A 24,506-nucleotide genomic window follows, 5' to 3' on the forward strand; every position below is an offset into this window, starting at 1 on the left:
ATTATTTACGGATCAGTTCTTAATCAGTTGGTGACAGAGCGACGGGGGCTTCGCCTATCCGTCGGTCTTTCCCGCAATGTTTTCGGATGCAAGCAAAGCTGCGCTCCGCGCAGGTTTGACTTCACCAAACAAAAAAGCCGTCTTACGACGGCTTTTTGCTTTGCTTGCAGCGCACCCTACAAAACGGCGGACTGTATTTTTACAGAAATGCAGTCCGGGCGGTTTGCCTAACGGGTTAGGCGGCCTTTTGTTCGTCGGCTTTTATTGCCAGGGCTTTCACCTTGGCGGACAGGCGGCTTTTATCGCGCGATGCCTTGTTTTTGTGGAAAATGCCTTTGTCGGCAACCTTGTCCACAATGCTCTGTGCCTTGGCAAAGAGTTCGGCGGCTTTGGTTTTGTCACCACTGGCAACGGCTTTTTCGACGTTTTTCACAGCGGTGCGGTATTTGGATCGCAGCGAGGTGTTCGCAGCGTTGAGTTTGACGTCTTGACGGACGCGTTTGCGGCCGGAGGCGAGGCGGGGGTTCTTTTTCTTGGGTTTGGCGGTAGCCATATATGTGTTCCTTTAATCCTGGGAGGAGTCTGTGGATGTTGCAGCAAAGCCGACGATTATACGACTGTCGGCAAAGGTGCCGTCCAGGCAGCGATATATTGAGCTGCCAACGCGGTGGATATTTTTCGGGGAGCCGCAATGCAGCCGATTCGGAGCGCAACACAATTTTCCGCCGGGTCGCCCCAAGGAAAATTAGCCCCCTCGATGGGGGCAGCGCATTGCACGCAGTGAAAAGCGTGGGGGCTAGCTCTCCAGCGCATAAACTCCTGCTGTGTCACTTTTCAAATCCGCCTCCACCGTTTCGCTGCTCACATTGGTCTCCCGAATCGCCGGTTTGGTGCGGGAACTGCTGATTGCCTCGACCTTTGGCGCCAGCGCCATGACCGATGCCTTCAACGTGGCATTTCGCATTCCCAACCTGTTTCGCCGGCTGTTTGCCGAGGGCGCTTTCAGCCAGGCCTTTGTGCCGGTGCTGGCGGCCAGCAAGGCCAAGGAAGGCGAGGCCGAAACCAAGCTGCTGATTGACCGGGTAGCGACGCTGCTGACATGGGCGCTGCTACTGATCTGTGTGGCCGGTGTGGCCGCGGCACCCGCACTGGTCTGGGCCATGGCCAGCGGCCTGAAGCAGCAGCCGCGCGGTTTTGAAGCCGCCGTGTTCATGACGCGCTGGATGTTTCCCTACATCGGCTTCATGTCGTTAGTGGCGCTGTCGTCCGGCGTGCTCAATACCTGGCGGCATTTTGCGGTGCCGGCGGCCACGCCGGTGCTGTTGAATCTGGCCATGATTGCCGCAGCTTGGCTGGGCGCGCCCTGGTTCAAGGCGCAGGGCATTGAGCCGGTGTACGCCCTGGGCGGGGGTGTAATGCTGGGCGGCATCCTGCAGCTGGCGGTGCAGGTACCCGCATTGCTGCGACTCGGCCTGCTGCCAAAAATAGGATGGAATTGGGCGATGGTCCAGGCAGCATGGGCAGACCCAGCTACTAAAAGCATAGCAAAACTGATGGTTCCGGCCTTGCTGGGCGTGAGCGTGGCGCAAATTTCCTTGCTGATCAATACCCAGATCGCCTCGCACCTGATACCCGGCAGTGTCAGCTGGCTCACCTATGCTGACCGCCTGATGGAATTCCCAACGGCCATGCTGGGTGTGACCATTGGAGTGGTGCTGACGCCGCAGCTGGCAGCCGCCAGAGCGGCGGGTGATGCGGCCAGGTACTCGGCCATGCTGGACTGGGGCTTGCGCATCGTGGTGCTGCTGGCGGTGCCATGCGCGGTGGCCCTGCTGACTTTTGCCCAGCCGCTGGTGGCCACGCTGTATCACTATGGCGCTTTTACTGACCGCGATGTGCAGCAGACCACGACCGCGCTGATGGGCTACGGCGCAGGCCTGCTGGGGCTGGTGGCCATCAAGGTGCTGGCACCGGGTTTTTATGCCAGCCAGGACATCAAAACGCCGGTGCGCATTGCGGTGGTGGTGCTGGGTATTACGCAATTGCTCAACTTGGCACTGGTGCCGGTTTTCCAGCATGCTGGGCTGGCGCTCGCCATCGGTATTGGTGCGTTGATCAATGCGCTGTGGCTACTGGTGGGCTTGGTACGGCGCGGCAGTTACACGCCTGCGCCCGGCTGGGGCGTGTTTGCGCTACGGGTGCTTGTGGCCAGTGCGCTGCTGGCGGTGTTTTTGCTCTGGGCCGCAGGTAGCGTGAGCTGGACCGGCCTTAAAAGCCAATATTTAAGGCGAATTTTGCTGCTGGCCCTTGTCCTGTGTGCATCAGCAGCTATTTATTTTGTAGCGCTTTGGGTGTCCGGGCTGAAGCTGCGTCAGCTGCTGCGGCGCTGATCGAGCAGGCCGGACTCGATTCGGCTTGATCGAGCGCATACCTTGATGCATTCCTTGATTCACACGGTGCGCCGGTTTGTGAGAAAGTAGCGCCATGCAATTAAATCTGGCCGTACCGTCCCCGCTGCAGTATTTCTCCAGCCTGGTGCAAAGCGATGAGCATTTTCCCTTGCTGGAAGCCGCCATCAGCCTGGCCCAGGATGAATATCCGGACCTGGATGTGCAGCAGGTGCTCGGCGATGTCGACCAGCTGCTGGCCAGAGTCAAGCGGCGCCTGCCCGCCGACTCGCCCGACCTGCAGCGCCTGCGCGCGCTGAACCAGTTCTTCTTTCGCGACCTGAGCTTTGGCGGCAACGTCAATGACTACTACGACCCGGACAACAGCTACCTGAACGCGGTGCTGCGGACGCGGCGCGGCATTCCCATCACGCTGGCGGTGCTGTGGCTGGAACTGGCTTTGGGGCTGGGCCTGAATGCGCGGGGCGTGGCCTTTCCCGGGCACTTCATGGTCAAGGTTAACCTGCCCAAGGGCCAGGTACTGATTGACCCCTTCAGCGGCCAGTCATTGAGCCGCGAAGAGCTGGCCGAGCGGCTGGAGCCATTCAGGCAGCGCAGCGGCATCGTTGATGAGTTTGAGGTGCCGATGGGCCTGTACCTGCAGTCGGCGCCGCCGCGCGAGATCATCAGCCGCATGCTGCGCAACCTGCAGGACATTCATAAAACCCAGGAAGACTGGCAGCGCCTGATTGCCGTGCAAGACCGTCTGATTGTGTTGCAGCCAGAGGCCTGGCCCGAGTACCGTGACCGCGGGTTGGCTTGGGCGGCGCAGGGCGATGTGGCGCGCGCGGTGGCTGACCTGGATATCTACCTGGCGCATGCCGAAGATGCGCTGGACAGTGATGTCATTGCCGAGCGTTTGTCCCAATTGCGCCGGGGGAATATCTAGGGCCTGTTCACCCTGGTTGTGCAGGTGCGAAAGGGTTCTCTGGGGGTAACCGGCCTTGGGAGTCTGCCGCACTAGGGGCGCGCCGGCTGTAAATCAAGCGCAGCGGTCCACTTTTCACCGGCCTTTTTGTTCCCTAGTCTGGCGTTAAATAGGGGGACTGTAAATCCGGAAAGAACTGTTCCTGCTGGAACCAATATTCGCTTTCGACGTCTCAAGTCCGACCGGCTTCTAGGAATATTCCTAGAGACTCTCGGAACAGACCTTGCGCCAATCCAGATTCTTCCGATGCCAACAGTCGGTCGTCGCCGATAGTGTGCTGCGGTGCCTGCGGCCACAGTAGAGTCATGTCTTACCGCACAGCCCCTGTCAAAGTTTTTATTGCCGATGACTCGACGCTGATCCGCGATCGCGTCGCCGCGATGCTTGGGGCCAGCGGGATGACCATCGTCGGCCAGGCCGAAAAACCTCAGGGGTCGATTGACGGCATTCTGGCCGCCCATCCCGATGTGGTGGTGCTGGACGTCCAATTGGAGGGCGGTTCGGGCCTGCAGGTGCTACGAGCCGTCCGGCAAGTGGCGCCGGACATCGCCTTCGTTGTGTTCAGCAACAACTCCGGTACCAGCTACCGCAAGTGCTACCTCGGCGAGGGTGCCGAGGATTTTCTCGACAAAAGCACCGAATTCAGCCAACTCGCACACGCCGTGCTGAAAGCTTCACAGCATGCCCGCGCACTGACACCCCAATGAGCCAGCAAAGGAATACACCATGTCCGCCGTCACCCTCGAAGCTTTCGCCACTCCCATCTGCATCGTCCCTTGGCGACAAGCCACGGACTCCGCGCCCATCATGCCGCTCAAGACGCTGTGCTCCAGCTGCCACTTGCGCGACTTGTGCCTTCCCTGCGGCATGGCCGGCAGTGACGTGCAGCGCCTTGACAACCTGAAGTTCGGCCGGCGCAAGGTCAAGGCCAGCCAGACCCTTTATCGCGAGGGCGACCGCTTTCAGTTTATCTACGCGGTGCGCAGCGGCACCTTCAAGTCGAGCCTGCTGCTGGCCGACGGGCGCGAGCAGGTCAGCGGCTTTTACATGGCCGGCGAGGTGATGGGCCTGGATGGTGTCGCCCATGGCGCGCACGCCAGCAGCGCCACCGCGCTGGAAGATACTGAGGTCTGCGCCATTCCCTACGCCCACCTCACCGAACTGGCGGCCGGCAATTCGGGCCTGCAGCATGTGGTCAGCCGGCTGATGAGCTGCGAGATCGTGCGGGAGCACAGCCTGATGCTGCTGCTGGGCAGCATGAACGCTGAGGAGCGGCTCGCCGCGTTCCTGCTGAACCAGTCACAGCGCCTGAAGGCACGCGGCTATTCGGCCAGCGAATTCCACCTGCGGATGTCGCGCGCCGAGATCGGCAGCTACCTGGGCATGACGCTGGAGACCGTCAGCCGGACCTTCTCGGCCTTCCAGCAGCAGCACCTGCTAGAAGTGGACAAGCGCTACATACGCGTCATCGACCTGGACGGCCTGACTCGGGCTTTCGAGATGCGCTTGCACTGACGGGGCATGCCGCGCCATGACGTACAACGGCTACTGCGATGCGCTGGGCGTCTCGCGCTTCAACCCGCGCGCTCGTGACGAAGGAGAATGCAAATGAAACCACCGCTGCTTGACGTGGCTTGGCTGGATGCAAGCGCAGACGTGACCGTGTCCGAACTGTCCCGGGTCTGCGCCATGAGTGCGGCTGAGTTGGACGAACTGGTGGATTACGGTGCTCTGGTGCCGCTGGATCGGGCGCAGCCAGAGCGTCTCTTCAGCGCCGAATGCGTCATGCCGTTGCGCACGGCTAGTCGGCTGCGCCGTGACTTCGATCTGGACCTGTTCACGGTGGCGATGTTGCTGGACTACCTGCACCAAATCGTGGCGCTTGAGCGCCAGTTACGGTCTCTGCAAGCACAATTGACGGCGCAGGCGGTGACGAAGGCGGCGAGCTGCAGATACGAATAGCGGCCAGCCTCGCGTCGGTGGCGCCCGCGAGGATGATCAGGGTCGTGCTGTCCGCTTTTGTTTCTGCGCGGCTCCCACCGCCGACGCCAGGGCCTGCATCTCCGCCGCGACGATCTCGAGGACGTCGTCGAGCGCAACGATCCCGATCAACGTGCCCTGTGGTCCGGTCATCGGGATGCGGCGCAAGCGCGTGCGCCGCATCGCCGCCATCACATCAAGCACCGAATCCTGCTCGTGTGCCGTGACGACGACATCCTTGCTCATCACGTCGCCCACGCGCAGGTCGTGAGGATCCCGATCGTCGGCGACGACCGCGGTGACGATGTCGCGGTCGGTCAGCATGCCGACCACGACGCGGTCCTCGGGCGACGGCTGCTCAACCACCACCAGGCACCCGACGTGATGCTCCACGCATCAGCCAAGCAGCCTCGTTCAGGGCCATGCTGGGATAGGCGATCGTCACCATGCGGGTACAAATGGCGCCCGCGTTCAGGAGGTCGTACATCGCGCGCTCCACGCGGCTCAGCCGAACCGGTGTTTGCCCAGGCTCACGCGCTTGGCCTGCCTGCCCTGCGCCGCCAGATCTGGTATGAACTGCACTTGGGTGCCCACCTCCACATGCTCGAACGGGACATCGGCGACGTTGTCGTGGCCGAACCAGTACTCGTCCCCGTCGGGCGTTTGGATGAAGCCGCATCGCCCCTTGTCGTCGATGCGGACCACTTCACCGTGCAGCGGAGGGGGATGTAGCTTCTCCTGCCCGCGGTTGCGCTGGACCGCGTCTTCGATTTGCCGTTTGATGCCGTCGAAGGCGTCGCGCAGGGCAACGTAGACGTCTTCATCCTGCATGCGGTCGACAGTCAGTTCGTGGCCCGGCATCGTCACGTCGATGCGCACGGCGAAGGGCCGCCCTTGATGCTGATGCTTGTGCATCTGCTCGATGCTGACCCGGCACGACATGATGTCCGTGCAGAACCGATCGAGCCTGCTGGCCTTCTCGCGTACGGCCGACTCGACGGCTTCTGACGGATCCATGCCGAGAAACTGAATTTGAAGAGGTTGTTTCATGGGCGCCTTTCTTTCTGTGGTTATGCTTCCGGTCCCGGGTACCCCAGGGTCTGTGCCAGAGCGATGCACTGGGTTGCGGTCAGGCCCAGCGCGTGCGTCAGCCGGCGGCGGTCGATCAGCCCACGCACCACTGTGGCGAGGCCCGACCCGGCGCAATAGAGGTAGATGTTTTGCGCGATGCAGCCCGCATCGGCGCCGGCCAGGAAGCCGCGCTCATCGTCCTGGGCTTCGGACATGCGGACGAAGTCCGCGACATAGACGAGGTTGACAAGCGCAGTCGCGACGAAGTTCTGGGTGCCGGTGTGCTGGCGCAGGTCTTCGGCCTTGACCAGCAGCAACCGGTGTGCGCGAGCGTCGTATCGGTATGCGCCTTCCGCCAGCACGGCATATATATCGATTTCCTGCCAGTTGTGCGCCGAGGGTGCCATGCGCCCGCCCTTGTCCGGCCGGTTGATGCCGAACCCCGCCCACAGCAGTGCGGACAGCGTGTCGGGGAGAACGTGCGCGTGCTGTGGCGACCCATGAGCGTCTGGTCCAGCGTGACTTGCGGCGACAGCGCTGGCGCTAGCAATAGGACGTCGTCGGTTGCTAGATTCAATGGGATGGTGGACATGTTCTGGCCGCTCCTCAATGGTTGATCACCCGGGCCGGAACGTCCGCTGTCGTATCGCCCCTCTTCCCAGTGTTGTGCAACGATGGCGCAAAGCACGCGGCCTCGGGTTGATATATCTCAAATGCGCTCGCTCCTGGGTGACAAAAGAATCAGCTCGCCCGCTTGGACTGGCCGGCGAGAACGACCTCTTCGGGCTCTGGGCGGAAGGAAGTTTCCCAGTGGGGCGAAGGCCAGCTACCGCACCCGCTTGCGCTAGGTCATCCCCCGGCTTGCATCACCGCTGTAGTCTTTGGCTGGGTTCGGGAATGAGAGCGACGCTTTCGGTGTGTTCCAGGAGGTCAATACCATGGTAGCCAAGCAGCTTCTGTTCCATGAAGAGGCGCGCAACAAGATCCGCCGCGGCGTCGATGCACTTGCCGACGCGGTGAAGGTCACATTGGGCCCGCGAGGGCGCACGGTGGTCCTCGACCGAGAGTTCGGCCCCCCGCAGATCGTCAACTCCGGCGTCGTCGTCGCCAAGGCCATCGAACTTCGAGGACCGCTTTGAAAACATGGGCGCGCACCAGCGAGATGGCGGGAGACGGCACCACCACCGCCACCGTGTTGGCGCACAGCCTGATTCAGGAGGGTCTGAAATACCTGGCGGCCGGCATGAACCCGATGGACCTGAAGCGCGGCATCGACCAGGCGATTGAGGCGGTGGTGGGCGAGCTGAAGACTCTTGCGCCGCCTTGTGCCACGTCGCAGGAGATCGAGCACGTTGCCACCATTTCCGCCAACAATGACCGCTTGATCGGAGAACTTGTGGCTCGGGCGATGGACAAGGTTGGCCGCGAAGGCGCCGTATCGATCGAAGACGGCTCCGGCATGGCCAGCGAGCTGGAGGTCGTGGAAGGTCTGCAATTCGATCGCGGCTACCTGTCCGCGTATTTCATCAACAACGCGGAGCGCCAGGCCGCCGTGCTGGAGGATGTGGCCATCGTGTTGTACGACCAGCGGCTATCGGCCGTCAAAGATCTGGTGCCCCTGTTGGAGGCGGCCGCCAAGGCCGGCACGCCGCTGCCGGTGATTGCCGAGGACATCGACAACGAGGCGCTGGCCATGTTGGTGATCAACAGCATGCGCGGCGTGGTGAAGACCTGCACGGTCAAGGCGCCCGGCTTCGGAGACCGCCGCAAGGCGATGCTGCAGGACATCGCACTGCTGACCGGCGGACAGGTGATCGCCGAGGAACTCGGGCTGACGTTGGCCAAGGCCAGTCTCGAGCACCTGGGCCGCGCACGCCGGGTCGAGGTGGACAAGGACAACACCACGATCATCGGCGGAGCCGGCAACGCACAAGCGATCCGCGAGCGCGTTGCTGCGCTGAAGAAGGAGCGCGAAAGCCTCACCAGCGACTATGACCGCAAGCAGCTTGACGAGCGCATCGCCAAGCTGTCGGGCGGCGTGGCCGTCATCAAGGTCGGCGCCGCCACGGAAACCGAAATGAAAGAATGCAAGCTGCGGGTGGAGGATGCCCTGCACGCCACGCGCGCCGCGATCGAGGAAGGCATCGTGCCGGGCGCCGGCGTGGCGCTGCTACGTGCGCGCAAGGCGCTGCAAGGTCTGACGCTGCCGACCCTCGACCAGGATTCTGGCTTGAAAATCGTGGCGCGTGCGTTGGAGGAGCCGCTGCGGCGCATCGTCAGCAACGCGGCAGAAGAACCGTCGATCGTGCTGGATCGCGTGGACGGAGCGAGCCAGCGCAGCTTCGGCTACAACGCGGCTACGCGCCAGTACGGCGACCTGCTCGAGATGGGGGTGATTGACCCCGCCAAGGTCACCCGCTTGGCGCTGCAGAACGCTGGCTCGATCGCCAGCCTGGTGCTCACCGTTGATTGCATGATCGCCAACGCGCCTAAGAAGGAAGCGTCCGGCGCGTCCGGCATGGGCGAGCAGACGGAGATCTACTGAGCGCGACGGTCCGTGGCCGTTCAAGAACTTTCTGCGAGCGCGGAGGAGAGCAGGAGATTTTTCATGTCGATCGTCAATGCTGACGTGGCCAGCGTCTTCGACGAGATTGCCGATCCGCTCGAAGTGCGAGGTGCCAACGCCTTCCGCGTGCGCGCGTACCGGAACACAGCGCGCGTTGCACCAGGAGCTGGGTGTGCAGACGCGTGAGGAGCTGCATCGCGCTGCCGAGCAAGGACACATCCGCGAAGTGCACGGCTTCGGGCCCAAGACGCAGCAGCAAATCCTTGAGGCCGCGGTTGCACGTCTTCAGGGCGCCCACCGCTTCAAACTGGCCATGGCCGCCGCGGCTTCAACCGCCTGACGATGGGCAGTGAGGCCGGGATGGTGGTTCGCATCAGCCCGGTGCTGCTGGTGCGCCTGGAAGCGCTGAGGTTGTGAGCTGGCGCTTCGCTTCAGGGTGTGCGCACCCGCACCCTGCGGCCGACGGCCAGGGCGGCGGGCGGATAGACGACGACGGCCTGGCCGGGCGCCAGGCCGTTACGCACCGAGGCGACGGTGGCGTTGCGCGCGCCCACATCCACTGGCTGAAGGCGGGCCCGCCGCCCGTCCAGGCGATAGACGGCCATGCCCTCCCCATGACGGAACAGGGCCCCGACGGGCACCAGCACTGCCTGTTCGACACTGGTCGTGATAATCCTCACACCGATGCGGAACCCGTCACCCATGGTGCGCCAGGCCTCGGGTGCGGCGGCGATGTCGATCAGGACGTTGACACGCTGCTCTTCTATGCCCAGTGCGGAGACCTTGGTAAATGCGGCTGGCTCCACGAGGCGAACCCGGCCTTCGACCGGCTGTCCGCCCCAGCGCTCTATCACCGCCCGGTGTCCGGGCTGGGCCTGCACGGCATCAGCAGTGAGCAGCTCGCACACCACCTCCATGCGCGCTGGGTCGCCGACGTCGAGCAGGGCAGCGCCCGCGGCGATGGTCACTTCGCTCGGCTGGGCCACGCGCAGGACCACTCCGCTGACTGGCGATTGCACGGCGAAAGGACGTGCGCTTTTTCCGTTGGCGGTGGCCGGCTGTAGCGCTGCGCTGGCCTGCGCCTGTTCCTGCCGCGCGACCTCGCGTTCGGCATTGGCTATGTCCAGTTCGTGCCGGGCGGCTGTCACGGCTAGGCGGGTTGTGTCCAGGCGCGAAGGTGATACAAAGCCTTCGTCGGCCAGCTGACCCGTGCGCTGCAACTCCAGCCACGCCTCTTGCAGCGATACTCCGGCGCGCTCCACCCTGGCTGTCGCGCGTCCGACACCTGCAGTGGCTGCTTTCAGCCGGGCCTCCGCTTCGTGCCTGCTGCGTTCATCTACCATGGGCGACATCAGCGGCGTTAAAACAGCCACGGTGTCGCCGGCGGTTACAGGGTCGCCTTCGTGTAGCACCATGCGCGACAGGCGTGCCGATACCGGCGCTGAAATCGTGTAGCGCTCTTTCAAACGGGTGCGGCCATCCTCTTCAATGGCCTGTTCGAAGCGGCCGTGCGTTACCGTCGCAATCTCGACTTCGATGGCACGAGGGGCAAAGGCCCACGCCAGCGCCACCACCACAGCGGTTGTGGCCGCGATCACCGCCCAGGTTTTCTTGCTCGGCACGTTTTACTCCCTTGTCTTGAGTGCGGCCACCATGTCCAACTGGTCGATGCGGCGGCGCACCACCATGGCGCTGGCCAGGCATAGGTGCGGGGGCGTATCACCACCGGGAAAAAGAACTGGTCCGAGCGCATCAACTCCACCAGCGTATGCGTCAGCGCCCAGCCCAAGACCATTCCGACGGGCAGGGCGACGGCAATGCTAAGCGCCAGCTCGCCGAGCAGCAACGTCGACACCTCGGCCCGGGTGAAGCCCAGCACCCGCAGGCTCGCCAGTTCCCAGCTGCGTTCGGCCAGCGCGATGCGGGCATTGTTGTACACCACGCCCACGGCGATGACGCCGGCGAACAGAGTGAGGATGGTGCTCATGATCAGGATGTTGCGGGCCGAGACTTCTTGCATGTTGCGCAACATGGTTGCTTTGCTGAACGCCCCGGCCACGCGTGGCATCGCCTGCGTGGCGTCCAGTACCCGTTGCGCCGCGCCCCGCTCGACGGAAATGCTGAACAGCGACGCCACATCGCCGTCGCCCAGCAGGCGGTTCAGCGCCTGCCGGTCCATGTAGGCGTTCAGGCCCATCATGTCGTGCACGGTACGCTTGACGACGACCTGGCGCACAGGGCGCCGACCCTCGCGCACCTCGACCGTCACGGTGTCCCCGACGCGCAGGCCGAGCTTGTCGGCCAGGCGGTCGGTCATCAGCAGGCCATCCGGGCCGGGGCTGGTTTGCTTGCGGTCGACGTCGATGATGCGGCGCAGTAGCGGTGGCGCCGCATAGCCCTGGATGGCGCCGCTCTCGCTGCGCGGGCCGTGCACAAAGCGCACCGCCACGCTGCGGCCAGGCTCGACTTGCAGGACGCCGGGGATGCGGGCCAGCGCCCTTGCGGCGGAGGCGTCGACCGGATCGGTGGTCCAGACGGCAATGTCCCCGCGCATCGCCAGGTTGAAACTGGCGTCCACGATGACTTCGATCGCGTCGCGCAGGAAGTTGCCCATGATGACGATGGCCACCGCCGCCGCGATGCCCCCGGTGGTCAGTGCCGAGCGCAACGGACGCCGCTCGATGTTGCGCAGGATCATGCGCAGGGCCGGGCTGGTGCGCAGTCGGGGCACTCGCTCCAGCAGGGAACGGCGGTAGCGGCCGGGCGCCAACGGGCGCATGGCCTCGGCCGGTGCCAGCCGGACCGTGGCGGCGATGGCCGTGAGGGTTCCGAGGAGGGCGGTCACAGCGACGACCGCCAGGCTTGTCAGTACCAGTGATGGCGGGACGCGATGGCTAAAGCTTGGGAAGTGAAAAAATTAAGCGTAAAGAGCCGTGAGCTGTCCACCCAGCCAGTCGCCCAGCAGCAGACCCAGCAGGTAGCCGATCCCCACCATGGGCGTGACCAGTTTGAGGTAGTGCGCAGCGATGCTGCGGTTGGAGTAGCCCAATGCCTTCAGCGCGGCGATCTGCTCGCGCTGCGTTGAGACCAGGCGTGCGGCGACCACGTGCAGCAGAAAGGCTGCCACCGCAAGAAAGATGGAAGGCAGGATCGTCCCGAGCACGCGTTGCTCGCGGATTTCGTTGTCCAGCATGGCGTGCGACACCTGCTCCGCGCGGCCATGGGCCGGCAAACCGCCCACGACGGCCAGCAGCCGGTCGACCGCGTCGATCACGGCGGGCTGCGAGGCCCCAGGCCCGAGCTTGAGTGCCACGTGATTGAACGCGCCGGCCATGTTCATCGCCGCCGCCAGCGCTTCCTTGTCCAGCCAGAAGACGCCAAAGGCGCGAATATCCGGCATGCCCCATAGGCCTGCAAAGATGTACTCGGGTGACAGGGCGATGCCAGTGATGCGAAGCGCTCGGCGCTTGCCGTTGATGAGCGCTGTGACCTGCGCACCGGGCTGGAGGCCATGCGCTGCAGCAAAGCCTTCGGACACCAGTGCCTCCAGTTCGCCGCCTGCATAGGCGCCGGCGCCGGGTAGCCGACCCGCACGAAGCCTGACAAGGTTCAGGCGTTGTGGCTGGCGGCGGTCCAGGCCAATTAATTGGCCGACCACGGGATCAGGGCTGTCCATCAGTGTCACGCGCGCAACGGCCTCGACAGTGGCCTGAACCTCAGTGACGCCGGGCACTTCACGCAGCCGCTCCGCCAAGGTGTCGGGCGCGCGCTTGACGGTGGCGAACACATCGGCGAAGCGACCCCTGTCGTAGAAGCGGTCGCGCGCCAGCGCCAGCGAATCCACCGCCGACAAACTGGCCACAAAGCCGCCGATGCCGCTGGCCACGACCAAGGCGATGGTCAGGGCCTGGCTCCACAAGAGCCGCAGGTCCCTCAATATCTTGCGGTCCAGCGCCTTCATGGCATCACCACGACAGCTGCGCCGGTGTCAGGCGCTGCGGCGGAACCTCAATGCTGGCGATGCGCCCATCGACCAGCCGGATCACCCGGTCCGCCATGCCCGCGATGGCAGCGTTGTGGGTGATGACCATGGCCGTAGTTCCCAATTCCACGTTGATCTTGGCAATGACTTCGAGTACCAGCTTGCCGGTGGCATAGTCCAGTGCGCCGGTCGGTTCATCGCACAGCAGCAACTGCGGACGCTTGACGATGGCCCGCGCGATGGCGACACGCTGCTGCTCGCCGCCGGACAGCTGGGAGGGGAAATGGTCGCGCCGGGGGGTCAACACCACCAGCGCCAGCGCCTCGTCTACTGGCATGGGGTCTTTCGCGATGTCGGTGACCAGCGCCACATTTTCCCGCACGGTGAGGCTGGGAATGAGGTTGTAGAACTGGAAAACGAAGCCCACATGCTCCCTTCGGTAACGGGTGAGATCGTTGTCTGTCGCATCGGTCAGGCGATGGTCGAAAAACTCGACCTCGCCGCTGGTGGGAACGTCCAGGCCGCCCAGGATGTTCAGCAAGGTCGATTTGCCGCTTCCCGACGCGCCCAGCAGGACCAGAAATTCGCCGCTGCGCACGTCCAAGTTCACGTCGCGCAGCGCATGCACGGCGGACTCGCCGCTGCCATAGGTCTTGCACAGCGACCGGATGCGCAACACCGGCGTGTCCGGCTGCTGCGCATCCCCTGTTGCCATGCAGCCGACCTTATTGCACCGTGATCTTCTTAGACTCGGGCAAGGCCTTCTTCGGCAGCTCCAGCGTCAGCACGCCATCGGCGTATTTGGCTTGCACCTTGCTGTCGTCCACATCCTGGGCCAAGCTGAAGGTGCGCGAAATGTTGCCCCAGTAGCGCTCGCTACGTAGGATCTTGTCACCGTTTCCCTTGGTCTCTTTTTCACGATTAACCTGGGCATCGATCTGGACGATGTTGCCGTCGATGCGGACGTTGATGTCCTCTTTCTTGACGCCGGGGATGTCTGCCTTGACCAGGTAGGCGTTGTCCTTTTCGGAGACATCGACGCGCATTTTCAGCGCCGGGGTGTCGGTCTCGGAGGCAACCGGGGCAAAGAAGCGGCGCAGGGCCGAATCGAAGGAATCGCTGAATGCGGGATCCAGCACACGAAGGTTGCTCATAATGGTTCTCCTTGGGTTGATTGAAGAGTTTGATAAAAAATAGCGGTGTTTTCAGACATCGACCTGGAGCTTGTCCACGACGCGCGAGACACCGTGCGCCGAGAACGCCGCGCCGACGGCCGCCTCGCGCTCCGCCAGCGAGTGCACATGACCCCACAGGGTGACAACGCCGCCCTCTACTTCCACGGTGATGTGCTTGGCCTCCCGCATGGCTTGCCGCGTCAGGGCGGCAGTGATCTGCGCGCCGATGTCCTGACCGCTTGCGCGCGTCTTGATGGTGATGCGGTTGTACAGACCGCGTACGCCAGTCAACGGGCGGATGCATTGCTCGGCACGGGCGAGCTGGTAACTCCAGTCGACCTCGCCGGTCAGCGTGACCCAGCCGTTCTCGACCTCGATCTGCACCTTGCCCTCGGGCACCAGGGAGTTCAGGCGCAGAGCCGCCACCGCCGCCTGCGCAATCTCGGAATCGCTGCGCTTGTGCTCGGCCGCGAGCTTGACGTCCAGTTCCAGGGCAATGCCGCGCACGCCCGCGACGCGGCGTACTGCCTTCTCCACCGCGTGTTTCTCGGCGAAACTGTCCAAGTGGCCGGTGAGGGTCACTACGCCGTCCTTGACCATGACGCCGATACCAGCAGCATTGATGGCCGGATCCCACGCGAGTTCGTCGATGACATCGGTCTTGAGTTGCATATCGGTTTTCATGCGTGATGCTCCTTTGGAAAAGTTGGCTGCCCCGCTGCGCAGGACTTTCTCGTAAATATATTCAGCCTGCGGTAGGATGCCTTGATATTTCGCAAGTCGCCACGATGCGCCACGCGCAGGCACCGCATGCTTGATCTGGCTCAATCGGATGGCATCCTGCGCAGCGCAGAGTCGCTTGCAACAATCCGGATGTATTGGAGCCTTCGATGCCGCTTTTTCGCAGCAACTTCCTCAAGGGTGCCGCAGCGGCGCTGGTGGTCGGCTGGTGCATGGCGGCGCACGCGTTCGATCCGGTCGCCGATATGTCCATGCTGTACAGTGCGCAAGTCGACCGGAGACTCTCAGTGCCAGCTGGCGAAGCGCGCCACTATGGGCGCCTGGCCGAAGAAGCGCTGGCGAAAGCCGGGATGAGCCCTGCCGGGCCAGAGTACCTGGTCTTGGTCGACCGCGACCCCAACATCCAGGCGCTGTTTCTGTTTTTTCGACCGACCGATGGCGAGTCGCAGTTGGTGGGTGCTTCGCCGGTGTCCACCGGCCGGCCCGGCAGCTTGGACCACTTTGAAACGCCCTTGGGGGTGTTCGAGCACAGCACGGCTAACCCTGATTTCCGCGCCGAGGGCACGCGCAATAGCGAAGGTATCCAGAGTTACGGCGTCAAGGGCATGCGTGTCTATGACTTCGGCTGGCAGCAGGTGCCCAAGGGCTGGGGCAGCGGCACGGTCTCGACCATGCGGCTGCAGATGCACGCCACCGATCCGGATCTGCTGGAACGCCGCCTTGGCAGTGCCCAGTCCAAGGGCTGCATTCGAATTCCTGCCTCGCTCAACCGCCTGATCGACCGCTATGGCGTGCTTGATGCGGACTACGAGCGGGCTCAGCGCGAAGGCTCCACACTCTGGGTGCTCGACCCCCAACGCGAACCGGTGCCTTTTCCCGGCCGCTACCTGATCGTGGTCGACTCGGGGCGCGAGGACAGGCCGGAGTGGAGCCCCAGGCCCTACATCCCGCACCGCAAGCCGGCCGCACCGGCGGCCCGGTAGTTCAGGAGCACCACCGCGCCGTTCACCGTGCCGTTCGCACGGCCTGCACGGCTGCGTTGGCATCACGCAGCGCAAAGGGCTGCACATGGGTTTGCAGGGAATGCCCGACTACCAGACTGAAGAAATCCTGGCCGTGCTGGCGCGTGAAGTTGGCCATGGACCTGAGCACACGTTCGCCTTGGGTCTCGTCCGACACGGCGCGTGTGATCGATGACCAAGTCATTGAAGTCCATTACGTCGCGCAGCGGTATGCCGGCCGCTTCTTCGGCCAAGTCGCCGATGGCACGCAAGATTGACCGCAGTTCGCCGTCGCGCTGTGCGAAAAGCTGCAAGAAGCGCGGAGCCAAGCTCCTGTTGCATGAGCTCATGGAAAGCCTCTTTGTTGAAGTTCCATTCTTTGACGCACCAAGCCTGCCGTCTTTGATTTGGCGCAAGCGCAGCGGCCTGACCATCCGTTAACCTGATTTTGGTGGGTACGGCCCGCGTGCATGTACAGGGATGTAAAAAAATTACAAGGATTGACATGAGCGTACGCAATCTGGAAGCCCTGTTCGCGCCTGGTGCGGTGGCTGTTATCGGTATTTCTGATCGCGTGGGTAATGTTGGCGCAGTGGTGCTGCGCAATCTTCAGCTTGGCGGCTTCAAGGGTCCGGTGTGGCCGGTCGATCTCCATCACCAGACCGTGGCAGGGCAGCAAGCTTGGCCGGATGTGGAATCGCTGCCCGGCGTGCCGGACTTGGCGGTGATTTGCACGCCCGCGGCTGCGGTGCCCGAAGTGGTCGCGGCGCTCGGACGCAAGGGCACGAGGGCCGCCATCGTGCTGTCCGCCGGCCTGAAGCAGCCAGTCGGCGAGGGTGGCGTGACTATCGAGCAGGCCATGCTCAACGCCTCTCGGCCGTACTTGCTGCGCATTCTCGGGCCGAACTGCATCGGTGTGCTAGTTCCCGGCGCCTCGCTCAACGCCAGCTTCGCGCCGGGCAACGCCTTGCCCGGCAAGCTGGCCTTCGTGACCCAATCGGGTGCATTGGCCACGGCCATGCTGGACTGGGCCAACAGCAAAGGAATCGGCTTTTCGCACTTCATCTCGCTGGGCGACAGCGCGGATGTGGACTTCGGCGACGTGCTGGACTACCTGGGCAGCGATCCCGGCACCCGGGCTATCCTGATGTACATGGAGTCGGTGAAGGCCGCGCGCAAGTTCATGTCGGCCGCACGCGCGGCGGCACGCAACAAGCCCGTCATCCTGGTCAAGGCCGGGCGGGCTCCCGAAGGCGCGAAGGCCGCTGCTTCGCACACCGGCGCCCTGGCCGGATCCGACGCAGTGTTCGACGCCGCCGTGCGGCGTGCCGGCATGCTGCGCGTGGACACGCTTGAATCGCTGTTTGACGCGGCCGAGACCCTGGCCCATGTGCGGCCTTGGCGTGGAAGGCGGCTGGCCATTCTCACCAACGGCGGCGGTGCTGGCGTGCTTGCCGCCGATGCGCTGGCCTTGGGTGGCGGTACGCTGGCCGAGCTTGGCGACGAGACAGTGCGGGCGCTCAATCAGTGCCTGCCGGCCACTTGGTCGCGCGGCAATCCGGTCGACATCATCGGCGATGCCCCGGTCAGCCGCTACCAGGATGCGCTGCGGGTGCTGCTGGCGGAGCCCGAGGTCGATGCCGTGCTGTTCATTCATGCGCCGACGGCCATCGTTCCCGCTGGCGAGATCGCGTCGGCCTGCCTGCCGCTGATCCAGGGATCGGCCAAGCCGGTGCTGACCTGCTGGCTGGGTGGCGCTACCGTGGCGGCGGCGCGGCAGGCCAGCGCCGCGGCGGGCATCGCCAGCTATAGCACACCAGAACGTGCGGTGGCGGCGTGGCTGCAGCGGGTCAGCTATGCGCGCAATCAGGAAGCCTTGCAGCAGCTTGCCGACGCCACGCCAGGAGATTTCACGCCAGACCAGCGGCGCGCCCAGTCGCTGCTTGAGCAGGCGCTGCATGACGGCCGCGAGTGGCTCGATGGTGCGCAGGCCCAAACGCTGCTGCGGGCCTACGGCATCCCTACGGTTGAAACCTTGAAGGCCCGCGACGAGGAGGAAGCGATCGCCGCCGCCAATCAGATCGGTTATCCGGTGGCCCTGAAGATATTGTCGCCCCAGGTCATCCACAAGTCCGACGTTGGTGGTGTAGCGCTCGGCTTGGCGTCCGCCGAAGAGGTCAGGGTCGCGGCGGTGAAGATGCGCCAGCAGGTGGCGCGCCTGCAGCCGCAGGCGGCGGTGCTGGGCTTTACTGTGCAGGCCATGGTCAACCGCCCCGGCGCTCATGAACTGATCGTGGGCATCGCTACAGACGCCGTGTTCGGCCCTGTGATCCTGCTCGGCGAGGGCGGCATCGCCGTAGAGTTGCGCAAGGACCATGCGGTGGCGCTGCCCCCGCTCAATACCAACCTGGCCCGCGACTTGGTCGAAAGGAGCCGTCTCGGGCCCTTGCTGGCCGGCTACCGCGGCCGACCGGCGGCGGACGAACAGGCGCTGTTGGCCACGCTGCTGAAGGTGTCGCAGATGACCTGCGACTTGGCCTGGCTGGCCGAACTCGACATCAACCCGCTGCTGGTTGACGAGCAGGGCGTGCTGGCGCTAGATGCCCGGGTCAGGCTGCGGTCGGTGCCGGTGGGCGAGGGCAGCCGACTCGCCATCCGCCCCTATCCATCGGCGCTGGAAGAGCGCATTCAGCTGGCGGGACGCGAGCTGTTACTGCGCCCGATCCGTCCCGAGGATGGCCAGTGCTTGATGGACTTCTATGCCAAGGCGTCGCCTGCCGACATGCGCCTGCGCTTTTTCATGGCGCGGCGAGAAGTGCCGCATTCCGAGCTGGCGCGCTACAGCCAGATCGACTATGACCGCGAGATGACCTTCGTTGCGCTCGCGCCGCAGGAGTCAGGCGGTCAGACCATGGTGGCCGAAGTGCGGGCCGTGTGTGACCCTGACAACCTGCGAGCGGAATTCGCGATCCAGGTGGCCTCGGGATGGCAGGGCAAGGGTTTGGGTCGCCTGCTGCTGGACAAGCTCACGCGCTACCTCCGCGAGCGCGGCACGGCCGAAGTCATGGGGCAATGCCTGTTGGAGAACACCGGCATGGCTTCGCTGGCGCGCCATGCCGGGTTCGAGGTCTCGGTCGGGCCGTTGCAGGACATCATGGTGCTGCGCCTGGCGCTGCGCTGACACCCTTTCAACTCAGGAGCTACCATGTCCCGCTACCACCAGATTCTCGTGCCGGTCGACGGCAGCCCTACTTCGGAAAAGGCGCTGGACGAAGCGATCCGGCTGGCCCAGCTGAGTGGCGCCAGGCTGCGGCTGGTTCACGTAGTGGACGAACTCAGCTACGTCAACGGCTTTGAGTCGGCCATGAACTACGTTAACGAAATCATCCCACTGATGCGTGAGGCCGGCGAAAAGCTGCTGGCGCATGACCGGAAAAAGGCGCTGGACAAGGGCGTGAGCGCGGACTGCGTGCTGGTGGAGGGAGGCCCGGGCCGCATCTGCGACCACGTGGCCGAACAGGCCAGACGCGCGAAGGCGGACCTGATCGTGGTGGGCTCCCACGGCCGGCGCGGCATTGGCCGCGTACTGCTGGGCAGCGATGCCGAACAAATCGTGCGGCACGCGCCGGTGCCGGTGCTGGTAGTGCGGGCGCCCGAGGCGGTTGCACGACCCTAGCAGCCTGCTGGTTGTCAATGCTGCGGCGCGATTTTCGGAAACGGGCCGATTACTTCGCTAACTCAACCTACCTGCGCTCCTTTTCTGATAGCTGCTTACGCCTGCTATTCGGGTGCTACATACCTAAAACACCTAAAGTTCAGATCCCGTACCCGTCTCCAAAGCCCGACAGGTTGCTAGTCCAGCGCCACAGATTCGAGGTAGTAGGGCATGTGGCAGGGCCAGTGCAGTTCGCGCTCAATGCGCTGACGCATCGCATCGGCCGCAACTGGTTCGCCGTGCGTTATGAAGGTCTGGCGCGGTGCCGATTTGAAACCACGCAGCCAGCTAATAATTTCTGCGGCGTCTGCATGGGCCGAGAGACTATCGAGCATCGCCACCTCAGCACGGATTGGTACATCCTTTCCGAAGATACGCACCGTCGGTGCGCCGCCAACGATCGTTGCGCCGCGTGTGCCGCCAGCCTGGAAGCCGGCGAACAGGATGGTGTTGCGCTTGTCCGGCGCGAACGCCTTGAGGTGATGCACCACGCGCCCTCCGGTGGCCATGCCGCTGGCGGCGATGATGATCATCGGTCCGTGTCGTGTATTGAGCAGGCGCGACTCGTCGGGCGTGTGCACGATCTGCGCCGTATGCGTCATGGCCTGGCATTGAGCCGCCGTCAGACGCAGCTCGGTGCGATGCCGCTCGTAAACACCCGTGGCGCTGGCTGCCATCGGGCTGTTCAGGAAGACAGGTAGGTCATGAATGGCACCCTGCGACTTGAGCAGGTGGATGCAGTACAGCAGGCTTTGCGCGCGCCCGACGGCGAAGGAAGGGATGATGACTGCGCCCCCGCGCGCCGCCGTGCGGTTGATTACATCGGCCAGCTCTAGCAGAACGTCGGTGTTCTTGTGCAGCCGGTCTCCATAGGTGGATTCGACCACTAGGTAGTCAGCGCCGTCCATGGGCGAGGGAGCCGCCAGCACCATATCATTGGGGCGGCCGATGTCGCCTGAAAACAGGATTGAACGCAAGCCATTGTCCAGCCGCACGAAGGACGCACCCGGCATGTGGCCCGAAGGCGTCAGCGTGGCGTTCAGGCCTTCAGCAGGCTGCCATTCCTTGCGGAAGCTCACGGGCTCGAACAGCTTCAGGCAGCGTTGCGCGTCGTCGCGGGTATAGAGCGGCAAGGCCGGCGAGTGCTTGGATAAATTGTGCCGGTTCAGGTACTCGGCTTCCTCCTCAAGCAGGTGGCCGCAGTCGGGTAGCAGGATGCCACACAGGTCGTAAGTCGCCGGGCTGCAGTACACCTTGCCGCTGAAACCTTGTCGGGCCAGCAGCGGCAGGTATCCGCTGTGATCAATGTGCGCATGAGTGAGGATGACGGCATCGATCGATCGGGCATCCACTGGTAGTGGCGACCAGTTGCGTAGGCGCAACTGCTTGTAGCCCTGGAACAGCCCGCAATCGACGAGCACGTTGGATTTCCCCTGCCGTAGCAGATATTTGGAACCGGTGACAGTGTCAGTCGCGCCGAGGAACTGGAGTTGCATAAATTAGTCTAGGAAATATGATGGTCGGCAGGCTTGATCTGCATCAAGCGCGTGGCCGTTTGGAATGAAGCTCCTCCCAATGTATACGCCGTTTGGCAACATACGTTGCCCATACAGAAGATCAACTTTTGATTTTTAAAAAACTGTATGCGTTCAGATGAACAGTCATGAATTCAAATTAACACTTCGGGAATGGGGGCTGATAATCCTTTGGTTGTTGGCTCAAGACCAATAGTTCAATTCCAACACGCCCGATCATTTAAATGCGCTATAATTTGTAGCTTGGCGGCTGTAGCTCAGTTGGATAGAGTACTTGGCTACGAACCAAGGGGTCGTGGGTTCAATTCCTGCCAGCCGCACCAAAAACAAAAGCCTGCAACGAAAGTTGCAGGCTTTTTCGTTTTTGTGCCGATCATTTGTGTCATGGACGGGTGCCCTGAATGCTATTCTGACCAGCGCATGAACAAAGCTTTTACTAAAGAAACCGAGCCTGACGACGAAGAGCCGACGCTTGGCCCCTTGCCTGTGGGCGGGAAAAATTACATTACTCCCCAAGGGTATGAGGGCCTGCGCTGCGAATTGCTAGATTTGATTGACAGCGAGCGTCCCAAAGTGGTCGAAATGGTTCACTGGGCCGCCAGCAATGGTGACCGGTCCGAAAACGGCGACTACCTCTATGGTAAAAAACGCCTGCGCGAGATTGACCGGCGCATCCGATTTTTAACCCAAAGGCTGGAAATCGCTGCAATCAGCAACCCCTCCATCCACCACGGCAGTGACCAGGTATTTTTTGGCGCCACCGTGACCTATGCCGATGACCGTGGTGGGGAGCGTACGGTAACCATCCTGGGAATTGATGAAGCGAACACTGCCTTGGGGCAAATCAGCTGGATCTCTCCCGTGGCGAGAGCACTGCTCAAATCACGGGTGGGTGATGAGGTCAACCTCGTCACGCCTCATGGCATGCAAGTGCTGGAGGTGCTGAAAGTTGAATACCCCGTACCCGACGCGGCCGCGCAGCGCGCGTTGTGAAAAGCATGGGGCCATAAGTGCGCCGCGCCGCCCCAAGCAAGCACAGCCCCCTCGGGGGGCAGCGCATTACACGAAGTGAAAAGCGTGGGGGCCAGCTAACCGGCCGACTTGGCGCGCTGCACCCGCAGCACAGAAGGGGTGCGTTTGACACTGCGCAGCACCGATGCCAAGTGAATACGATCGCGCACGGCCACTCCAAAGCGCAGGTCTGTCGCATCCTGCGCAGGTTCATGCCCCATATCCACGTGGGTGATATCGGCTTCGGCGCTGGATAGCGCGGCCGCTACGCGTGCCAGTACCCCTTTGCCATTGGACACCGTAACCAAAAGATCGGTCTCAAAAGTGCGTACTGGCTCGTCCGACCAATCGACCGCAATGAATCGCTCGCTGTCGCGGTTCTGCAGTCGCTTGGCAATGGCGCAGTCGTCGGTATGCACGACGAGACCTTCCCCTTGCCCCAAATAGCCAACAATACCGTCGCCTGGAATTGGGCGGCAACAGGTCGCAAACTGTACGGAGGTGCCTTCACTGCCATCCAGTACCAGCGCGCCTTGCGATACCGACTCATGGGCGGTATAGCGTTCACGGCTCATCAGCAGGACGTTGGGTTTTTCGCCGGTCTCGGCGAGTAAGGTCACAATTCGCTTGGCGACCATGCTGGCAATACGCTTTCCCAGCCCGATGTCGGTCAGCAAATCAGCGCGCGAGCGGTTACCGGTAAAGCGCAGGATTTTTTCCCACTTTGTGTGATTTGCCTCGTCGTCCTCGGCTAGGCGCTCTCGGTCTATGCCTTCGGCCCGCAGCGCCTGGGCGAGCATTTTTTCGCCCAGTTCCTGCGATTCTTCCAGCGCCATGGTTTTGAGGTATTGGCGTATTTTGGAGCGCGCCTTGCCGGTGCGCACGAAACCCAGCCAGCCAGGATTGGGACTGGAAACGGGTGCCGTAATGACCTCAATCACATCACCGTTATGCAGTTCGGAACGCAGGGGAACCTGCTCGCCATTGACCTTGGCGGCTACTGCGCGGTGTCCCACATCGCTGTGAATAGCGTAGGCAAAGTCCACGATGGTGGCGCCACGCGGCATCGCCATGATTTGGCTTTTTGGGGTGAAGACGTAAACCGCTTCGGGAAACAGGTCGATCTTGACGTGGTCCCAAAACTCAGCCGCGTCACGCGTTTCCTGCTGGATATCCAGCAGTGACTGCAGCCATTGCGCTCCCAGGCGTTGTGAGGCGTCACTGTCCGGATTCTTGGCCTTGTAGAGCCAGTGCGCAGCCACACCTGATTCGGCCACCACGTGCATGGCTTCGGTACGCATCTGAAATTCGATATTGGTCCCGAACGGACCGACCAAAGTGGTGTGCAGTGACTGGTAACCATTGATCTTCGGAATCGCAATATAGTCCTTGAACTTTCCGGGGAAAGGCTTGTACATCTGGTGCAAAACCCCCACGGCGGTGTAGCAGGTCGTCAGGTCCTGCACGATGATCCGAAAGCCGTAGAGATCGGTGACCTGGGCAAAAGACAGGTGCTTTTCGTCCATCTTGCGGTAGATGGAATAAAGCGTCTTTTCGCGTCCATAAATATGAACTGGGATGTGAGCGTTTACAAACGCTGATTCGACTTCGGACTGCACCCGCTTGATCACATCGCGCCTTCGGCCCCGCGCACGCAGCAGGGCTTTGGCCAAAGTCGCGTAGCGCCACGGATGCAAATGCCGGAATGACAGGTCCTGCAGTTCCCGGTACGTCGTGTTCAGGCCCAAGCGGTGCGCGATGGGGGCGTAGATATCCAGGGTTTCGCGAGAGATTCGGGTCCACTTGGTGTGCGGCGCATCGCCCAGCGTGCGCATGTTGTGGGTGCGATCAGCCAGTTTGACCAGAATGACACGTACATCGCGCGCCATCGCCAACAACATTTTCCGGAAGGACTCGGCCTGATTCTCTTCCCGGGTATTGAATTCCAGCTTTTCGAGCTTGGTCAGACCGTCCACCAGTTCGGCCACGGGCGCACCAAACCGCTCAATCAGTTCTGGTTTGGTCACGCCGCAATCTTCAATCGCATCGTGTAACAGGGCGGCCATCAGGGCCTGCGCGTCAAGTTTCCATTCCGCGCACTGTTGCGCGACCGCGATGGGGTGAGTGATGTAGGGTTCGCCGCTGTTTCGCAGTTGGCCCAGGTGGGCTTCATCAGCGAAGCGGTAGGCCCGTCGGACATTCTCGATGTCTGCGGCGCTTAGGTAGTCCAGTTTGGCGGTGAGCGCAGCAAAGCTGGCTGCCGCGGCATTGGCGGCGGCCGGGGTTGACTTGTTGGAAACCACAGGCGAAAGCATTACGCTCATACTTCAAATGTATCGCGGCGTGAATAAAGC

26 protein-coding genes, 1 tRNA gene and 2 pseudogenes are annotated in these 24,506 nt (G+C 62.8%); 16 read left to right on the top strand and 13 right to left on the bottom strand.

All coding sequences use genetic code 11. The features are described 5' to 3' along the window. Nucleotides 1-231, top strand: a 231-nt coding sequence (locus B3F77_RS19225; protein ID WP_293606510.1) for a hypothetical protein, incomplete at its 5' end; no start/stop codon positions are given. 4 nt (nt 232-235) lie between these two features. Here the strand turns inward: B3F77_RS19225 and rpsT are convergent. Beyond that, on the bottom strand, nt 236-553 hold the full coding sequence (gene rpsT / locus B3F77_RS19230; RefSeq protein ID WP_293606511.1) for a 30S ribosomal protein S20: 318 nt from the start codon (nt 551-553) through the stop codon (nt 236-238). A gap of 271 nt (nt 554-824) precedes the next feature. Between rpsT and murJ the strand changes: the two are divergent. The 6 genes and pseudogenes from murJ to B3F77_RS19255 all read left to right on the top strand — a co-directional run. Beyond that, nucleotides 825-2,318 (top strand): annotated as a pseudogene (murJ, locus tag B3F77_RS19235) (murein biosynthesis integral membrane protein MurJ); the annotation flags it as partial. Then, the gene (locus tag B3F77_RS21080) at nt 2,315-2,419 is read left to right on the top strand and encodes a hypothetical protein (protein ID WP_414703051.1); all 105 of its coding nucleotides are present in this window, start codon (nt 2,315-2,317) and stop codon (nt 2,417-2,419) included. The pseudogene murJ and the gene B3F77_RS21080, both read left to right, overlap by 4 nt. 65 nt (nt 2,420-2,484) lie before the next feature. Beyond that, nucleotides 2,485-3,336, top strand: a complete 852-nt coding sequence (locus B3F77_RS19240) for a SirB1 family protein (protein ID WP_293606513.1) — start codon at nt 2,485-2,487, stop codon at nt 3,334-3,336. A 344-nt stretch (nt 3,337-3,680) separates the two neighbouring features. After that, on the top strand, nt 3,681-4,082 hold the full coding sequence (locus B3F77_RS19245; RefSeq protein WP_293606514.1) for a response regulator: 402 nt from the start codon (nt 3,681-3,683) through the stop codon (nt 4,080-4,082). 19 nt (nt 4,083-4,101) lie between these two features. Further along, on the top strand, nt 4,102-4,890 hold the full coding sequence (locus B3F77_RS19250) for a helix-turn-helix domain-containing protein (RefSeq protein WP_293606515.1): 789 nt from the start codon (nt 4,102-4,104) through the stop codon (nt 4,888-4,890). Nucleotides 4,891-4,983: 93 nt separating this feature from the next. Next, nucleotides 4,984-5,337: a chaperone modulator CbpM gene (locus B3F77_RS19255; protein WP_293606516.1), complete on the top strand. Its 354-nt coding sequence runs from the start codon at nt 4,984-4,986 to the stop codon at nt 5,335-5,337. A 36-nt stretch (nt 5,338-5,373) separates the two neighbouring features. Here B3F77_RS19255 and B3F77_RS19260 read toward each other — a convergent pair whose 3' ends face one another. The 3 genes from B3F77_RS19260 to B3F77_RS19270 form a co-directional block, all read right to left on the bottom strand. Further along, the gene (locus B3F77_RS19260; RefSeq protein WP_293606517.1) at nt 5,374-5,748 is read right to left on the bottom strand and encodes a CBS domain-containing protein; all 375 of its coding nucleotides are present in this window, start codon (nt 5,746-5,748) and stop codon (nt 5,374-5,376) included. 111 nt (nt 5,749-5,859) lie between these two features. Continuing rightward, nucleotides 5,860-6,405 (bottom strand): HPF/RaiA family ribosome-associated protein, encoded by a 546-nt coding sequence (locus tag B3F77_RS19265; RefSeq protein WP_293606518.1) that lies wholly within the window; start codon nt 6,403-6,405, stop codon nt 5,860-5,862. A gap of 20 nt (nt 6,406-6,425) precedes the next feature. Beyond that, nucleotides 6,426-7,037: a nitroreductase family protein gene (locus B3F77_RS19270; protein WP_349678429.1), complete on the bottom strand. Its 612-nt coding sequence runs from the start codon at nt 7,035-7,037 to the stop codon at nt 6,426-6,428. Between the two features lie 327 nt (nt 7,038-7,364). On the opposite strand from B3F77_RS19270, the pseudogene groL reads away from it, so the two are divergent. The 3 genes and pseudogenes from groL (at nt 7,365) to B3F77_RS21090 (ending at nt 9,332) form a co-directional block, all read left to right on the top strand. After that, nucleotides 7,365-8,971: pseudogene (groL, locus tag B3F77_RS19275) on the top strand (chaperonin GroEL). A gap of 63 nt (nt 8,972-9,034) precedes the next feature. Further along, entirely contained in the window at nt 9,035-9,178 is a 144-nt protein-coding gene (locus tag B3F77_RS21085; protein ID WP_414703052.1) for a hypothetical protein, read from the top strand. Then, nucleotides 9,165-9,332 carry a hypothetical protein gene (locus B3F77_RS21090; protein WP_414703053.1) on the top strand — a complete coding sequence of 56 codons (168 nt, stop codon included), beginning with the start codon at nt 9,165-9,167 and terminating at the stop codon, nt 9,330-9,332. Before B3F77_RS21085 ends, B3F77_RS21090 begins: the two co-directional genes overlap by 14 nt. Nucleotides 9,333-9,423: 91 nt before the next feature. Here the strand turns inward: B3F77_RS21090 and B3F77_RS19285 are convergent, their stop codons facing one another. From B3F77_RS19285 to B3F77_RS19310, 6 genes are all read right to left on the bottom strand, one after another. After that, nucleotides 9,424-10,614, bottom strand: a complete 1,191-nt coding sequence (locus B3F77_RS19285) for an efflux RND transporter periplasmic adaptor subunit (protein ID WP_293606519.1) — start codon at nt 10,612-10,614, stop codon at nt 9,424-9,426. Next, nucleotides 10,587-11,771, bottom strand: a complete 1,185-nt coding sequence (locus B3F77_RS19290; protein ID WP_293606520.1) for an ABC transporter permease — start codon at nt 11,769-11,771, stop codon at nt 10,587-10,589. Before B3F77_RS19290 ends, B3F77_RS19285 begins: the two co-directional genes overlap by 28 nt. A 138-nt stretch (nt 11,772-11,909) precedes the next feature. Next, the gene (locus tag B3F77_RS19295; RefSeq protein WP_293606521.1) at nt 11,910-12,953 is read right to left on the bottom strand and encodes an ABC transporter permease; all 1,044 of its coding nucleotides are present in this window, start codon (nt 12,951-12,953) and stop codon (nt 11,910-11,912) included. Between the two features lie 4 nt (nt 12,954-12,957). Then, complete coding sequence (locus B3F77_RS19300; protein WP_293606522.1) at nt 12,958-13,689, bottom strand: ABC transporter ATP-binding protein; 732 nt, start codon at nt 13,687-13,689, stop codon at nt 12,958-12,960. Nucleotides 13,690-13,699: 10 nt separating this feature from the next. Further along, nucleotides 13,700-14,128, bottom strand: a complete 429-nt coding sequence (locus B3F77_RS19305; protein ID WP_293606523.1) for an Hsp20/alpha crystallin family protein — start codon at nt 14,126-14,128, stop codon at nt 13,700-13,702. 51 nt (nt 14,129-14,179) lie between these two features. Further along, nucleotides 14,180-14,833 carry a BON domain-containing protein gene (locus tag B3F77_RS19310; RefSeq protein ID WP_293606540.1) on the bottom strand — a complete coding sequence of 218 codons (654 nt, stop codon included), beginning with the start codon at nt 14,831-14,833 and terminating at the stop codon, nt 14,180-14,182. Between the two features lie 206 nt (nt 14,834-15,039). Between B3F77_RS19310 and B3F77_RS19315 the strand changes: the two genes are divergently transcribed. Further along, complete coding sequence (locus B3F77_RS19315; protein ID WP_293606524.1) at nt 15,040-15,873, top strand: L,D-transpeptidase; 834 nt, start codon at nt 15,040-15,042, stop codon at nt 15,871-15,873. A gap of 22 nt (nt 15,874-15,895) precedes the next feature. Here the strand turns inward: B3F77_RS19315 and B3F77_RS19320 are convergent, their stop codons facing one another. Continuing rightward, nucleotides 15,896-16,096 carry a hypothetical protein gene (locus B3F77_RS19320; RefSeq protein WP_293606525.1) on the bottom strand — a complete coding sequence of 67 codons (201 nt, stop codon included), beginning with the start codon at nt 16,094-16,096 and terminating at the stop codon, nt 15,896-15,898. On the opposite strand from B3F77_RS19320, the gene B3F77_RS19325 reads away from it, so the two are divergent. From B3F77_RS19325 to B3F77_RS19335, 3 genes are all read left to right on the top strand, one after another. Beyond that, complete coding sequence (locus tag B3F77_RS19325) at nt 16,084-16,332, top strand: hypothetical protein (RefSeq protein WP_293606526.1); 249 nt, start codon at nt 16,084-16,086, stop codon at nt 16,330-16,332. The genes B3F77_RS19320 and B3F77_RS19325 overlap by 13 nt on opposite strands. A 64-nt stretch (nt 16,333-16,396) precedes the next feature. Next, nucleotides 16,397-19,072 carry a bifunctional acetate--CoA ligase family protein/GNAT family N-acetyltransferase gene (locus tag B3F77_RS19330; protein WP_293606527.1) on the top strand — a complete coding sequence of 892 codons (2,676 nt, stop codon included), beginning with the start codon at nt 16,397-16,399 and terminating at the stop codon, nt 19,070-19,072. A gap of 24 nt (nt 19,073-19,096) precedes the next feature. Further along, entirely contained in the window at nt 19,097-19,567 is a 471-nt protein-coding gene (locus B3F77_RS19335) for a universal stress protein (protein WP_293606528.1), read from the top strand. Between the two features lie 176 nt (nt 19,568-19,743). Here the strand turns inward: B3F77_RS19335 and B3F77_RS19340 are convergent, their stop codons facing one another. Next, the gene (locus B3F77_RS19340) at nt 19,744-21,102 is read right to left on the bottom strand and encodes an MBL fold metallo-hydrolase RNA specificity domain-containing protein (RefSeq protein ID WP_293606529.1); all 1,359 of its coding nucleotides are present in this window, start codon (nt 21,100-21,102) and stop codon (nt 19,744-19,746) included. A 285-nt stretch (nt 21,103-21,387) separates the two neighbouring features. Here B3F77_RS19340 and B3F77_RS19345 point away from each other — a divergent pair. Both B3F77_RS19345 and greB read left to right on the top strand, forming a co-directional pair. Beyond that, nucleotides 21,388-21,464 (top strand) — tRNA-Arg (locus tag B3F77_RS19345). Nucleotides 21,465-21,561: 97 nt separating this feature from the next. Then, entirely contained in the window at nt 21,562-22,134 is a 573-nt protein-coding gene (greB, locus tag B3F77_RS19350) for a transcription elongation factor GreB (protein WP_293606530.1), read from the top strand. Nucleotides 22,135-22,229: 95 nt separating this feature from the next. Here the strand turns inward: greB and B3F77_RS19355 are convergent, their stop codons facing one another. Continuing rightward, nucleotides 22,230-24,467 carry a RelA/SpoT family protein gene (locus B3F77_RS19355; RefSeq protein ID WP_293606541.1) on the bottom strand — a complete coding sequence of 746 codons (2,238 nt, stop codon included), beginning with the start codon at nt 24,465-24,467 and terminating at the stop codon, nt 22,230-22,232. Nucleotides 24,468-24,506: the final 39 nt, after the last annotated feature.

It is taken from the genome of Polaromonas sp. UBA4122, assembly GCA_002381615.1.
Taxonomy (GTDB): domain Bacteria; phylum Pseudomonadota; class Gammaproteobacteria; order Burkholderiales; family Burkholderiaceae_C; genus Polaromonas.